This window comes from Amycolatopsis melonis, from assembly GCF_040064235.1.
GTDB lineage: Bacteria > Actinomycetota > Actinomycetes > Mycobacteriales > Pseudonocardiaceae > Amycolatopsis > Amycolatopsis melonis.
Genome location: NZ_JBDZYD010000014.1, coordinates 274,619 through 287,622 on the forward strand (window position 1 = coordinate 274,619; position 13,004 = coordinate 287,622).

The 13,004-nt window shown below is 72.3% G+C and carries 16 protein-coding genes; 2 read left to right on the forward strand and 14 right to left on the reverse strand.

The window, feature by feature from the left end:
- Position 1: 1 nt before the first annotated feature.
- From secD to ruvC, 5 genes are all read right to left on the reverse strand, one after another.
- Positions 2–1,759, reverse strand: coding sequence for a protein translocase subunit SecD (secD, locus tag ABJI51_RS34330; RefSeq protein ID WP_348955250.1), 1,758 nt, complete (start codon positions 1,757–1,759; stop codon positions 2–4).
- A 221-nt stretch (positions 1,760–1,980) separates the two neighbouring features.
- On the reverse strand, positions 1,981–2,385 hold the full coding sequence (gene yajC / locus ABJI51_RS34335) for a preprotein translocase subunit YajC (protein ID WP_348955251.1): 405 nt from the start codon (positions 2,383–2,385) through the stop codon (positions 1,981–1,983).
- Positions 2,386–2,504: 119 nt separating this feature from the next.
- Complete coding sequence (gene ruvB / locus ABJI51_RS34340) at positions 2,505–3,578, reverse strand: Holliday junction branch migration DNA helicase RuvB (protein ID WP_348955252.1); 1,074 nt, start codon at positions 3,576–3,578, stop codon at positions 2,505–2,507.
- A gap of 8 nt (positions 3,579–3,586) precedes the next feature.
- Positions 3,587–4,183 (reverse strand): Holliday junction branch migration protein RuvA, encoded by a 597-nt coding sequence (gene ruvA, locus ABJI51_RS34345; RefSeq protein ID WP_348955253.1) that lies wholly within the window; start codon positions 4,181–4,183, stop codon positions 3,587–3,589.
- A complete protein-coding gene (gene ruvC, locus ABJI51_RS34350) occupies positions 4,180–4,764 on the reverse strand; it encodes a crossover junction endodeoxyribonuclease RuvC (RefSeq protein ID WP_348955326.1) in 585 nt (194 codons plus the stop codon). The genes ruvA and ruvC overlap by 4 nt, the downstream gene beginning before the upstream one ends.
- 73 nt (positions 4,765–4,837) lie before the next feature.
- Here ruvC and ABJI51_RS34355 point away from each other — a divergent pair, with 73 nt between their 5' ends.
- Entirely contained in the window at positions 4,838–5,278 is a 441-nt protein-coding gene (locus ABJI51_RS34355; protein ID WP_348955254.1) for a cupin domain-containing protein, read from the forward strand.
- On the opposite strand, the gene ABJI51_RS34360 is transcribed toward ABJI51_RS34355, so the two are convergent.
- The 6 genes from ABJI51_RS34360 to ABJI51_RS34385 form a co-directional block, all read right to left on the reverse strand.
- Positions 5,275–5,823 (reverse strand): DUF4262 domain-containing protein, encoded by a 549-nt coding sequence (locus ABJI51_RS34360; RefSeq protein WP_348955255.1) that lies wholly within the window; start codon positions 5,821–5,823, stop codon positions 5,275–5,277. The genes ABJI51_RS34355 and ABJI51_RS34360 overlap by 4 nt on opposite strands.
- Before the next feature lie 86 nt (positions 5,824–5,909).
- Positions 5,910–6,665: a YebC/PmpR family DNA-binding transcriptional regulator gene (locus ABJI51_RS34365; RefSeq protein WP_348955256.1), complete on the reverse strand. Its 756-nt coding sequence runs from the start codon at positions 6,663–6,665 to the stop codon at positions 5,910–5,912.
- A gap of 41 nt (positions 6,666–6,706) precedes the next feature.
- Positions 6,707–7,315, reverse strand: a complete 609-nt coding sequence (gene pdxT, locus ABJI51_RS34370) for a pyridoxal 5'-phosphate synthase glutaminase subunit PdxT (protein ID WP_348955257.1) — start codon at positions 7,313–7,315, stop codon at positions 6,707–6,709.
- 275 nt (positions 7,316–7,590) lie between these two features.
- On the reverse strand, positions 7,591–7,911 hold the full coding sequence (locus tag ABJI51_RS34375) for an AzlD domain-containing protein (RefSeq protein WP_348955258.1): 321 nt from the start codon (positions 7,909–7,911) through the stop codon (positions 7,591–7,593).
- On the reverse strand, positions 7,911–8,093 hold the full coding sequence (locus ABJI51_RS34380) for a hypothetical protein (RefSeq protein ID WP_348955259.1): 183 nt from the start codon (positions 8,091–8,093) through the stop codon (positions 7,911–7,913). The genes ABJI51_RS34375 and ABJI51_RS34380 overlap by 1 nt, the downstream gene beginning before the upstream one ends.
- Complete coding sequence (locus ABJI51_RS34385) at positions 8,093–8,782, reverse strand: AzlC family ABC transporter permease (RefSeq protein WP_348955260.1); 690 nt, start codon at positions 8,780–8,782, stop codon at positions 8,093–8,095. The genes ABJI51_RS34380 and ABJI51_RS34385 overlap by 1 nt, the downstream gene beginning before the upstream one ends.
- A gap of 67 nt (positions 8,783–8,849) precedes the next feature.
- Between ABJI51_RS34385 and ABJI51_RS34390 the strand changes: the two genes are divergently transcribed.
- Positions 8,850–9,413 (forward strand): helix-turn-helix domain-containing protein, encoded by a 564-nt coding sequence (locus ABJI51_RS34390; RefSeq protein WP_348955261.1) that lies wholly within the window; start codon positions 8,850–8,852, stop codon positions 9,411–9,413.
- Between the two features lie 4 nt (positions 9,414–9,417).
- On the opposite strand, the gene pdxS is transcribed toward ABJI51_RS34390, so the two are convergent.
- The 3 genes from pdxS to ABJI51_RS34405 all read right to left on the reverse strand — a co-directional run bounded on the left by pdxS (position 9,418) and on the right by ABJI51_RS34405 (position 12,890).
- A complete protein-coding gene (gene pdxS / locus ABJI51_RS34395) occupies positions 9,418–10,341 on the reverse strand; it encodes a pyridoxal 5'-phosphate synthase lyase subunit PdxS (RefSeq protein ID WP_348955262.1) in 924 nt (307 codons plus the stop codon).
- An 88-nt stretch (positions 10,342–10,429) separates the two neighbouring features.
- Positions 10,430–11,413 carry an ArsR/SmtB family transcription factor gene (locus ABJI51_RS34400; RefSeq protein ID WP_348955263.1) on the reverse strand — a complete coding sequence of 328 codons (984 nt, stop codon included), beginning with the start codon at positions 11,411–11,413 and terminating at the stop codon, positions 10,430–10,432.
- Positions 11,414–11,447: 34 nt separating this feature from the next.
- Positions 11,448–12,890: an FAD-binding oxidoreductase gene (locus ABJI51_RS34405; protein ID WP_348955264.1), complete on the reverse strand. Its 1,443-nt coding sequence runs from the start codon at positions 12,888–12,890 to the stop codon at positions 11,448–11,450.
- Positions 12,891–13,004 lie beyond the last annotated feature (114 nt).

Below are 13,004 nucleotides of genomic sequence, written 5' to 3' on the forward strand. Positions count from 1 at the left end.
GTCAGGCCTCCTTCACGTTCGCGCGGCCGACCGAGGTCGCCTTCTTCCGCTGCGAACCCACTTGCTGCACGGCACCGAGGCCCAGATGCCTCGGATTGGACAGGAACGCGTTCTTGGACGTGGACACCATGGCCACCAGCGGGTGCGTCACCAGGTACACGACCACCAGGTCGAGCACCGTGGACATGCCGAGGGTGAACGCGAAGCCCTGGACGTCGCCGACCGCGATGACGTACAGGATGGCCGCGGCCAGGAAGCTCACCGCGTCCGAGGCCAGGATGGTGCGCCGGGCGCGGACCCAGCCGCGCGGCACCGCGGACCGGAACGTCCGGCCCTCCCGGATCTCGTCCTTGAGCCGTTCGAAGTAGATGACGAACGAGTCGGCCGTGATGCCGATGGCGATGATCAGGCCGGCGATGCCCGCGAGGTCGAGGGTGTAGCCGATCCAGCGGCCGAGCAGCACCAGCACCGCGAACACCAGCGCACCGGACAGGGCCAGCGACAGGATGGTGAGCACGCCCAGCAGCCGGTAGTAGAACAGGCAGTAGATGAACACCACCAGCAGGCCGATGCCGCCGGCGATCAGGCCGGCCTGCAGCGACGCCAGGCCGAGGGTGGCCGACACCGTCGTCGCATCCGACGAGGCGAACGACAGCGGCAGCGAGCCGTACTTGAGGATGTCCGCCAGGTTCTTGGCGTCGGCCTGGGTGAACTTGCCGGTGATCTGGGTGTTGCCGTCGAGGATGGCCACCTGGATGTTCGGCGCCGACACGACCTGGGTGTCGAGCACGAACGCGGCCTGCTGGCCGACGTTCTTCGAGGTGAAGTCGGCCCAGGTCTTGGTGCCCGCGCTCTTGAAGCTCAGGTTCACCACCCACTGGCCGTTCTGGGTGTTGTACGACGAGTTCGCGTCGGCGATCTCCGTGCCCGGCAGGAACTCCGGCTCCAGCAGGTACTTGTAGGTGTCCTTGTCACCGCAGGCGACCAGCGGCAGCTTCGGGTCGTCGTTGCCCTCGAGCGGGTCCTTGACGTTCGGCGCGCAGGTCAGCGACGCCATCGCCTTCGCGACGAGCTCCTGGTTCGGCTGGCCGTCGGCGCCGATCAGCTTCGGGTCCTGGCGCAGCGCCTTGGCGGCCTGGATCTCCTGTGCGGTCTTCGCGTCGACCGAACCGTCCGAGGGCGCCGGGGCCTGGCTCGACGGCGGCGGGGCCGGGCTGCTGCTCTGCTGCGGCGCGGGCGCGGCGGCCGGGGCGCCACCGCCACCGGCCGGCTTGCTCGTCGGCGCCGACGGCGAGGACGGCGGTGCCGAGCTGCTCGGCGCGCCCGAGGTCGGCGGAGTCGCGGCAGGCGGCGTCGTGGTCTGCGGCGGCACGACCGGCTGGGTGGCGCTGCTGACGACCTTGCGGAAGCCCAGCTTCGCGGTCTTGCCCAGGTTCTTCGCCTGGTCGCCCTGCTCACCGGGGACGGTGATGACGACGTTGTTGCCGTCGAGGAGGACCTCGGTGCCGCTGACGCCGATCCCGTTGACGCGCCGCTCGATGATCTGGCGCGCCTGGTTCAGGGACTCCCGGCTCGGCTGGCCGCCGTCCGGGGTACGGGCGGTGAGCGTGACCCGGGTGCCGCCCTGCAGGTCGATGCCCAGCTTCGGGGTCGGCTTGTGGTTGCCGGTGAGGAACACCAGCGCGTACAGCACAATCACGATCAGGGCGAACAGGGCGAGATAGCGTCCCGGGCGGAGATGCCCGGCCGATGCTGCCACGGTGCTTCGGTCTCCTCGGACTGGGTGGACCCCAACGGTTGCGGTGCCCGCCCGGAGGGTTACCGGGCCGGGTCTGTGTGCGATTCACCCCCGGGCACGGGTATGACGGCGGACACGCACGCAGCACCGAGACACTACTCGGTGCTGCGTGAGCCCGGTGTTGCAGGCCATACCGACTTTCGTCGGGAGTCCGGCCCGCGCCCTGGGGTGTGCCGCGGGGCTTACTTCTTGCCGTGCTCCAGCGGCGGCGCCACCTGGGCGGTGGTCTGCGGCTCGTCGTCCTTGACGGCCGTCGCCGTCTCGACGACCGGCTCCTCGGCGGGGGTCTCCACGTCGTCGGCCGAGTCCTCCTCGGTCTCGACGACCGGCTCGACCTTCTCGCGGATCGCCAGCCGCAGCCACGTGGTGACGACGCCGGGGGCGATCTCGATGTCGATCGTCGTGTCGCCGGAGGCGTCGGCGACGGTGCCGTAGAGACCGGAAGTGGTCATCACGCGGTCACCGGGCGCCAGGCTGTTCATCAGTTCCTGCTGCGCCGCCTGCTGCTTCTTCTGCTTGCGCGTGCTCATCACCAGCGGCACGGCGAGGACGAGCACGAGCAGCAGGGGCAGCAATAGCTGTTGCATGATTCTCCGTTCGACGGACACCGGGCCCAGCCGAAATGTCCGGTTTTTGGGTATGTGCTCCGGTCAAGTGTGCCAGGTACCAGCGCGGACGCCGACACCCACCCGCCGGTTCGGGCCGCTCAGTCCTGGTCGAACAGCGACGGCCCGCCCTGGTCGGGGCGCCCCGGGAGGTCCGCGGGCGGCACCATGCCGAGGTGCTCCCACGCGGCCGCGGTCGCGACCCGGCCGCGCGGGGTGCGGGCGAGCATACCGGCGCGGACCAGGTACGGCTCACAGACCTCTTCCACGGTGGTCGCCTCCTCCCCCACCGCGACCGCCAGCGTCGAGATGCCGACCGGCCCGCCGCCGAAGGACTTCGTCAGCGCGGTGAGCACGGCCCGGTCCAGCCGGTCCAGGCCCAGCTCGTCGACGTCGTAGACGGCCAGCGCGGCCCGCGCGACCGCGCGCGTGACCTTGCCGTCGGCGCGGACCTCGGCGTAGTCGCGGACGCGCCGCAGCAGCCGGTTCGCGATCCGCGGCGTGCCACGGGAGCGGCGGGCGATCTCCGCGCAGCCGTCCCGGTCGATCGGGATGTCGAGGATCGTCGCGGCGCGGCGGACGACCAGCTCCAGCTCGGTGTCGGTGTAGAACTCCATCTGGCCGGTGAAGCCGAACCGGTCGCGCAGCGGCCCGGTCAGCGAGCCGGACCGGGTGGTCGCCCCGACCAGCGTGAACGGCGCGATTTCCAGCGGGATGCTGGTGGCGCCGGGTCCCTTGCCGACGACGACGTCGACCCGGAAGTCCTCCATCGCCAGGTAGAGCATCTCCTCGGCGGGCCGGGCGATCCGGTGGATCTCGTCGATGAACAGCACGTCGCCGGGGGCGAGGTTGGACAGCATCGCGGCGAGGTCGCCCGCGCGTTCCAGCGCGGGGCCGGAGGTGATCCGGATGGCCGCGCCCAGCTCGGCGGCGACGATCATGGCCATCGACGTCTTGCCCAGCCCGGGCGGGCCGGACAGCAGCACGTGGTCGGGCGGCACGCCGCGACGGCGGGCGCTCTCCAGCACCAGCTCCAGCTGCTCGCGCACGCGTGGCTGGCCGACGAACTCGTCGAGCTTGCGGGGCCGCAGCGTGCCCTCGACGTCGCGGTCGCCGGTCTGGGCCCACGCCGAGAGGGCGTCGTCCTCGTCGTCGGTCACGGCCTCATACTCCATGCCCGCGCCTACCGCTTGCGGCCGAGGGTGGCCAGCGCGGCCCGCAGCACGCTCGACGTCGTGTGGCCGTCACCCTCGGCGAGGACCTTGTCGACGGCCTGCTCGGCCTGCTTGGCCGGGAAGCCGAGCCCGGCCAAGGCCTCGACGACCTCGGAGCGCAGCGCGCCGGGCGCGGTGACCGCGGGCGCGCCGTCTCCCCCGCCGAGCGCGGTGACCTTGTCCCGCAGTTCGAGGGTGAGCCGTTCGGCGCCCTTGCGGCCGATGCCGGGCACCGAGGTGAGCACGGTGATGTTGCCTTCGACCAGCGCGGCACGCAGCTTGTCGGGATCGAGCACGGCGAGGGTGGCCAGCGCGAGCCGCGGGCCGATCCCGGACACCGTCTGCAGCAGCCCGAACAGCTCGCGCGCGTCGGCGTCGGCGAAGCCGAACAGCGTCAGCGAGTCCTCGCGGACGACGAGCGCGGTGTGCAGCCGCGCTTCTTCGCCGCGGCGCAGGGTGGCCAGGGTCGCCGGGGTGGCCTGCACGGCGAAGCCGACGCCGCCGACCTCGACCACGACGTGGTCCAGGCCGACCGACAGGACTTCTCCGCGTACCGACGAGATCATCGTGCTGCTCCAGGGTGCTTGGCTTGCTTGGCGGCCGCGGCGAGGCGGGCCTTGTGGGTGCGCGCGATTTCGGCCGCGCGGGCTTCGGCCTCGGCGAGCCGGGCCCGCATCGGCTCCCGCCAGAGGTGGCAGATGGCCAGCGCGAGGGCGTCGGCGGCGTCGGCGGGCTTCGGGGCCACCTCGAGGTTCAGCAGGCGCATCACCATGGCGGTGACCTGGGCTTTGTCGGCCCGCCCGGAGCCGCTGACGGCGGCCTTGACCTCGCTCGGCGTGTGGAAGACGACGGGCAGCCCCCGCCGCGCGGCGGCGAGCGCGACAACGCCGCCGGCCTGCGCGGTGCCCATCGCGGTCCGGACGTTGTGCTGGGCGAAGACCCGCTCGACCGCGACGGCGGCGGGCTTGTACCTGTCCATCCAGCGTTCGACCTCGTCGGAAACGGCGAGCAGCCGGTGCGCCAGGTCGGCGTCGGGCGGGGTACGCACGACGTCGACGGCGACGCAGCGGACGGCGCGTCCCTTGCCACCGTCGACCACGCCAAGGCCGCACCTGGTCAGACCGGGGTCGACCCCGAGCACCCGCACCCGTTTTCCCTCCGCCGCGAACATCAGTTCGAGCTTGCAGGCTACTGGGCGCGTCTGCGGCAGGATGGAGGACATGCCGGAGCCGTCGGATTTCGTCACCCACCTGGGTCTTCAGCCGCTGCCCGTGGAAGGCGGGAGGTGGGCGCAGAGCTGGCGGTCGGACACCGGCTCGGCGATCTACTACCTGCTCGTCGCACCGGAGTTCTCCGCACCGCACCGCCTCGACCGCGTCGAGGTGTACGCCCACCACGCGGGCGCGCCGGCGGCGATGCTCCTGCTGCACCCGGACGGCTCGGTGGAGCGCCCGGTGCTGGGCACCGACGTCGCCGCGGGCCAGCGGCCGCAGGTGGTCGTGCCCGCGGAAACCTGGCAGGCAACGGTGACGCAGGGGGCGTGGAGCCTGCTCGGCACGGTCGTGGTGCCGCCCTACACCGACGACTGCGTGGAGTTCGCGGCCGCCGCCGACCTCGCCGGGCAGTACCCGGAAGCGGCCGCCGACCTGGCGAAGTTCTAGGGGCCGTCGACGCCGGGGGTCCAGCTTTCGGGGTCGCCGCTGCCGGTCAGCACCGGCTGCCACTGGGCGAAGCCCTCGGGCGCGTCCGGGTGCCAGGGGAACTTGCCCTCCGGCGTCGCGACGATCAGCTGCAGTGCCGGGAAGTCGCCGTCGGGGTAGATGAGGAAGGCCGAGCCGAAGAACTCGGGGTAGTGCCCCTTGTGCACGCGCTCGAAGACGACCGGGACGCCGTCGAAGAAGTCGTCGTAGCGCTTGCCGACCTCGAAGATCTCGCCGTTGGCCGCGCGGTCGACGTAGGCGTCGAGCAGCACCGGGCCCATGTGCTCCGGCAGGCCGATGACGACCGCTTCGGGCACGTTGTGCAGCGCCCACGCGCAGGCGGTGAAGCAGTAGTTGGCGCCCTCGTCGTCGCCCGCGACGCTGACGACGGCGTTGCCGCGTTCCTTCGCCTGCGCCTCGATCCATTCGATGAGGCGCTGTTCGTCCGGCGTCAGTTCGGCGGCGAGATCGGCGGAGGCGGGGGTCGTCGAGGTCACGGCGCACATTCTGCCCGACGAGCCCGCCGGAGCCCAGTGCCCGGGCCGGAAAGTTTCCGGCCCGGGCACCAAAGGCTTGCGGCGTAAGGGAAAACTCAGCCGACTTCGGCGAGCACCTCGTCGGAGACGTCGAAGTTCGCGTAGACGTTCTGGACGTCGTCGCAGTCCTCGAGCGCGTCGATCAGCTTGAAGACCTTCTTCGCGCCGTCCGCGTCGAGCGGGACGCTCACCGACGGCAGGAACGTCAGGTCCGCCGACTCGTACTCGAAACCGGCTTCCTGCAGGGCCTTGCGGACCGGGACCAGGTCGGTCGCCTCGGAGACGATCTCGAAGCTCTCGCCGAGGTCGTTGACCTCTTCGGCGCCGGCGTCGAGGACGGCCATCAGGACGTCGTCCTCGGCGGCATCGCCCTTCGGCATGATGACGACGCCCTTGCGGTTGAACAGGTAGGCCACCGAGCCCGGGTCGGCGAGCGAGCCGCCGTTGCGGGACAGCGCGGTGCGGACCTCCGAGGCGGCGCGGTTGCGGTTGTCGGTGAGGCACTCGATCAGGACCGCGACACCGTTCGGGCCGTAGCCTTCGTAGGTGATGGTCTGCCAGTCGGCACCGCCGGCCTCTTCACCGGCGCCGCGCTTGCGGGCACGCTCGATGTTGTCCTGCGGGACCGAGTTCTTCTTCGCCTTCTGGATGGCGTCGTAGAGCGTCGGGTTGCCATCCGGGTCGCCACCACCGGTGCCGGTCCGCGCGGCCACCTCGATGTTCTTGATCAACCGCGCGAAGAGCTTGCCGCGCTTCGCGTCGAGGTTGGCCTTCTTGTGCTTCGTGGTGGCCCACTTGGAGTGGCCGCTCATCTCTCCTCCATCTGTTCCGTACCCCGGCCGGGCACCGCGTATCAGGCAGCCTGTCGCACGAGGTCGACGAACAGCCGGTGCACCCGCACGTCGGGCGTCAGTTCCGGGTGGAACGCGGTCGCCAGCACCGCCCCCTGCCGGACCGCGACGATCCTAGCGGTGCCGTCACCGGCACCGACCGTGGCGAGCACCTCGACACCGTCACCGGCCTTCTCGACCCACGGGGCGCGGATGAACACCGCGCGCACGGGGCCGTCGCCGATCCCGGCGAAGTCGAGGTCCGCCTCGAACGAGTCGACCTGCCTGCCGAAGGCATTGCGCCGGACGACGACGTCGAGCCCGCCGAGCTGCTGCTGGTCCGGCCGCCCGTCGAGGGTCTGCCGCGCCAGCAGGATCATCCCGGCGCACGAGCCGAACGCGGGCAGGCCCTCGGCAATCCGCGCCTTGAGCGGTTCCAGCAGCTCGAAGCTCTCCAGCAGCCGCGACATGGTGGTCGACTCGCCACCGGGCAGCACCAGACCGTCCACTTCGGACAGCTCGGCGGCCCGCCGCACGGGAACGCCCCGCGCACCCGCTTCGGCCAGCATCGCGACGTGCTCCCGCACGGCACCCTGCATGGCGAGCACACCGATCACCGGCTCCGACGACACCCGACCTCCCGAAAGACCTTCTTTACCAGCCTAGACGCCCCGGCCCGGCGGCTTACCGGCAGGTCAGCCCCGGTCCGGGGTCCCCCGGCGTCTTGAATGACTCATTCAGGACCTCCGACGTCCTGAATGAGTCATTCAGGACGTCCGGTCGGCCCGGCTCCCCAGCGCCCCAAGGCGGCCTTGGGTGCGTTGAGCGCACCCAAGGCCGCCCTCGGTGCGCCTGACGCACCGAAGGCCACATTGGGGCGCTGGCAACCTGACAACAACCCGTGGCCTCAGGGGACCCCGGCCAGCCGCAGCAGGGCCGCGGTCGCCGCCGCGGCCACGACCACCAGCACGAACGGCGCCTTCCGCCACGCCAGCACCCCGGCGACCAGCACCCCGGCTGGCCGGGCGAAGCCCGCGAAGCCGTGGCCCTCGGTCAGCGCGCTCACCGCGACCAGAGCCGCCAGCAGGACGACCGCGGCCAGCGCCATCAGCCGCCGCGCCTTCGGCGACAGCTTCACGCGGCTGCGCAGCAGCGGCCCGGCGAACCGGAACGCGAACGTGCCCAGCGCCAGCACCACCGTGCCCGCCAGCAGCTCCACCCCGTCCATCAGCGCACCCCCGCCGACAACTCGACCCCGTCCAGCAGCCCGACCCCGCAGTGCACTCCCGCGGTTCCGCGTTCCTCCACCGGCAGGACCAGCAGCCCGGCCCCGTCCAGCAGCTCAACCCCGGCCCCGCAGCGCGCCCCCGCCGGCAGCCCGGCCCCGTCCAGCAACCCCACCCCCGCCATCAGCGTGCCTCCTCCAGCTCCGGCTCCTTCGCCGCCACGCCCACGACCACTCCAGCCAGTGCCAGCAAGACAGGCAGCCCGGCGGGTAGGAACGGGGTCGCCGCCAGGGCGACCGCCACCCCGATCAGCACCGGCAGCCGGGCCGCCCTGTCCCGCAGGGATGGCAGGACCAGCGCCAGGAGCACCGCTGGGAACGCCGCGTCGAGGCCGAACACGTCGGTGTCGGTGATGGCCGTTCCCGCGAACGCGCCCGCCAGCACCCCCGCGTTCCAGCTGACGAAGATCCCCAGCCCGCACGCCCAGTACGCCGCGCGGCGGCGAGCGGTCTCTTCCTGGGCCATCGCGAACGCCACCGTCTCGTCGCTCATCAGGTGGCTGCCGAACAGCCGGGCCCAGCGCTGCCCCACGACGTCGCCCACCGCGAAGCCGAACGGCAGGTGCCGCGCGTTGGCCAGGAGCCCGGCCAGCACCGCGGCGAACGGGTTGCCGCCCGCGGCCACGATCCCGACGAACATGAACTGCGACGCGCCGGCGAACACCACCAGCGACATCAGTACCGGCAGCCACAGCGGGAAGCCCGAGCCCACCGCGATGGCACCGTAGGACACCCCCACGAGACAATCGGCGAGACAGACCAGGCCGATGTCCCGGGCCAGACCCCGGTCGAGTGTTCGCCATATCGAACGCATGTGTTCTATGGTGAACACGGGACGCCGTGTTCGTCAAGGCGAACAAACAGACCGATGGAGCGAACGGATGGCACAAGAACCCGCGGGCGCACCCCTCGACATCATCGCGGCGTCGCTGCGCCGCGAGCGCACCCGCGCCGGACTGTCCCTGACCGAGGTCGCCAAGCGCGCCGGCCTGGCCAAGTCCACGCTGTCGCAGCTGGAATCCGGTACCGGCAACCCGAGCGTCGAGACGCTGTGGGCACTCGGTGTCGCCCTGGACGTGCCGTTCTCGCGGCTGGTCGAGCCCGAGCGGCCGAAGGTGCGCGTGGTCCGCGCGGGCCGCGGGCCGACGGTGTTCGCCGAGCACGCCGACTACGCGTGCACGCTGCTGTCGGCCTGCCCGACCGGCGCCCGCCGCGACATCTACGTCGTCCGCGGCGAGCCGGGGACGCCGCGGCGCTCCGACCCGCACATGACCGGGGTGGTCGAGCACATCGTGCTGTGTGCGGGCCGGGCGCGCGTCGGCGTCATGGACGACCCGGAGGAGCTGCTGCCCGGGGACTACATCTGCTACCCCGGGGACGTGCCGCACATCTTCGAGGCGCTGGAGCCCGGGACGTACGGCGTCGAGATCTCCGAGTACGTCTAGGAGGTCACCAGCCGCGCTCGGCGAGGCGGTGGGGCTCCGGCAGCTCCTCGACGTTGATGCCGACCATCGCCTCGCCCAGGCCGCGCGACACCTTCGCCAGCACGTCCGGGTCGTCGTAGAACGTCGTCGCCTTGACGATCGCCTCCGCGCGCTGGGCCGGGTTGCCGGACTTGAAGATGCCGGAGCCGACGAACACGCCCTCCGCGCCGAGCTGCATCATCATCGCCGCGTCGGCCGGCGTGGCGATGCCGCCCGCGGTGAACAGCACCACCGGCAGCTTCCCGGCCTCGGCGACCTCCTTCACCAGCTCGTACGGCGCCTGCAGCTCCTTCGCCGCGACGAACAGCTCGTCCTCCGGCAGCGACTGGAGGCGGCGGATCTCCTGGCGGATCTTGCGCATGTGCGTGGTGGCGTTGGAGACGTCACCGGTGCCCGCCTCGCCCTTGGAGCGGATCATCGCCGCGCCCTCGGTGATCCGGCGCAGCGCCTCGCCGAGGTTGGTCGCGCCGCAGACGAAGGGGACGGTGAACGCCCACTTGTCGATGTGGTTGGCGTAGTCGGCCGGGGTGAGCACCTCGGACTCGTCGATGTAGTCGACGCCGAGGGACTGCAGGATCTGCGCCTCGACGAAGTGGCCGATGCGGGCCTTGGCCATCACCGGGATGGAGACGGCCTCGATGATGCCGTCGATGAGGTCGGGGTCGCTCATCCGCGCGACGCCGCCCTGTGCGCGGATGTCGGCGGGCACGCGCTCCAGCGCCATCACCGCGACCGCGCCGGCGTCTTCGGCGATCTTGGCCTGCTCGGCGGTGACCACGTCCATGATCACGCCGCCCTTGAGCATCTCGGCCATGCCGCGCTTCACCTTGGCGGTACCGGTGACGGACTGGACGGTGCCGGGGGCGGGAGTGGGCTGCTGCTCGGACACGACGGGGCCTTTCCACACGAAATCGGGGCTTACGTGTCCGAGGGTAAGTCGGCGGTGGACCCTTCAAGCAGGCCAGTACGCGGGTATCTCAGCAGTCCACTTCGCCGGCCGCCGCGACCAGGGACTCCGCGGCCGAAGTCCGCGCGTAGAGCACGTGACGTCCGGCACGGTGCCCGCTGACCAGGCCCGCGGCCTTGAGCACGCCGAGGTGCTGCGACACCGCCCCGGCGCTCAGCCCGGTCCGGCGGGCCAGCTCCAGGGTGGACGCCGGCGCGGCCAGCTCGGCCAGCAGCATCGCCCGGCCGCGGCCCACCACGCCGGCCAGCGCGCCGGGCGCGGTGGCCGTGCCGGTCTCCCACAGCGTGGCGATGCCGCGCGGCGGATAGCGCAGCACCGGCTGCCAGCGCGGGTCGGTCTTGGAGAACACCCGCGGCCAGACGAACGCCGAGGGCACCAGCACCAGACCGCGTCCGTCGAGCGGGACGGCGGCGTGCAGGTGCCGGTGCGCGACCGTGAGCGTGCCGCCCTGCCAGCGGACCAGCGGGGTGAGGTCGTTGAACAGCTCCGCGGCCCCGCCCTGGGCCAGCAGCCGCGACCGGTACAGCACGTCGGCCTCCAGCAGCGCTCGGATCCGCGGCCAGTCCGGGGCGAGCACGAGGTCCCAATACCGCTCCATCAGCGTCGCGAGCCGGTCCAGCCCGGCCTCGGGATCGCGGTGGAGGCGGGCGAGCGCGGGCGTGCGCGGCCCGGCCATCGCGTCCAGTTCCCGCCGGACGACGCGGGCGGGGACGTCACGCAGGTCCGCGAGCTCGTCGGCCAGCTCGGGCAGCGGCGTCTTCGGCGTGCCTGCCAGGAAGCCGGGCAGGTGCCGCAGCGGCACGAGGTCGCGCAGCAGCCCGATGTCCAGCCCGGCCTCGCGCAGCGCCGCGTCCGCCCGCTTGACCCACGGCAGGTGCAGCGCGTGCGCACCCGGCTCGTTGAGGACGCGGACGCTGGCCACGATCTCCCACGCCGGGGAGAACGCGAACCGGGTGTGCGCCAGGTCCTCGGTGGAAAACGCCAGATCGAGCACGCGCTGCCTCCTGCGCCGCGGAATCCGGCGCAGTCTACGTCTCTCCCATGTGGACAGTCGAGCGGGGCACGGAAAGTCCTTGCGGGAAGGCGAAAATCCCTCGCGGGTCATACTTCCGGGCGACGGCGCGCAGCCTCGGCAGGTTCGCTCCGTAGTAAGCCTGCGCCCAATCGGGCATTTCCGGGTCGAGGTAGTTGACGTACCCCGTGGCGCCGAACTCCGGCCCGAGCCCGTCGCGCACCGCGGCCAGCGCGCGCCGGGCCGTGGCTTCCCCGCCGTGCTCGGGGCCCGCGCCGTGCAGGAACTGGAAACTGGCGAGCGCCTTCCGGTGCGGGAAGGCCGTTTCGCGCTCGCCGACGCGGGCGATGGCGCCGCCGGCGGAGTCGATGATCGTGTCGACGCCCGGCGTGGCGAGCAGGACGTCGACCACCGCGGCCGGGTCGGGTGCGGGCCGCATGAGCATCCGCGAGGTCCCGATGTAGGCCGCGCGGTCGAGGACCAGGCCGGGCCGGGACTCCGGGTCGTCGAACGCCGCCATCGCGCTCAGGTGGTCGAGGACCTGCCGCCGCTGCCCGGACGGCGGCGTGCCGACCCGGCGGATCAGGTCGGCGAGCAGGGCGTCCAGCTGCGCCCGCGGCCCGAGGAACGTGCCGCCGATGTTCGCGTGGTCGGCGCCGATGCCGATGCCTGCCCACAGCTCGTCCGGCACCGTCGGCAGCCACTCCTGCCACGCGGCGAACAACGCGGCCTGCGTGCCCACCGGGAAGTGCAGGTCGAAGGTGGCGACGTCGCGCAGCGGCACGGTACGGAAGGTGAACCCGGTGACGATCCCGAAGTTCCCGCCGCCCCCGCCGCGCAGCGCCCAGAACAGGTCCGGCTCCGCCACCGCCGACACCGTGCGCACCCGGCCGTCGGCCGTGACGATCCGCGCCGCCTCCAGGTGGTCGCAGGTGAGCCCGTACTTCCGGTCGAGGACGCCGACGCCGCCGCCGAGGGCGAGCCCGGCGATCCCGACCGAGGCGCAGCTGCCCGCCGGCAGCACCCGGCCGGCCGCGGCGAGCGTGGTGGCGATCGGCCCCAGCCGGGCCCCGGCGCCGATCAGCGCGCGGCCGTCCGGGCGCACCTCGACGCCGGAGAACCGGCTGAGGTCCACCACGATCCCGCCGTCCACTGTGGAGTAGCCGGGGTAGCTGTGCCCGCCGCTGCGCGCGGCGATCGGCAGCCGGTGCCGGGCGGCGAACCCGACCGCGGCCTGGACGTCCTCGACGCGCGCCGCACCGACGACGGCCACCGGCATCCGGTCGTCGTACATCGTGAAGAAGCCCTGCTTGGCCTCCGCGTAGCCCGGGTCGCCGGGCCGGAACAGCGGCCCGGACAGCCGGCGCCGCAGCCGCTCCCAGTCGTCCGGCGGCGGCCACCCCGCCAGGCCCGCCACCGGTACCGCGCCGGAAATCCGTAAGAAAGCCCGCCTGTCCATGCCACTCCCCCTGCCCCGTGCTTCCCCCGGGCATTCGGCTGGTCCCGGGGGTCCTGCCTTGCCGTCACCAGGGTAGCGGGTGTGTGATCGGGGACACATCCCGTACACGAGCCG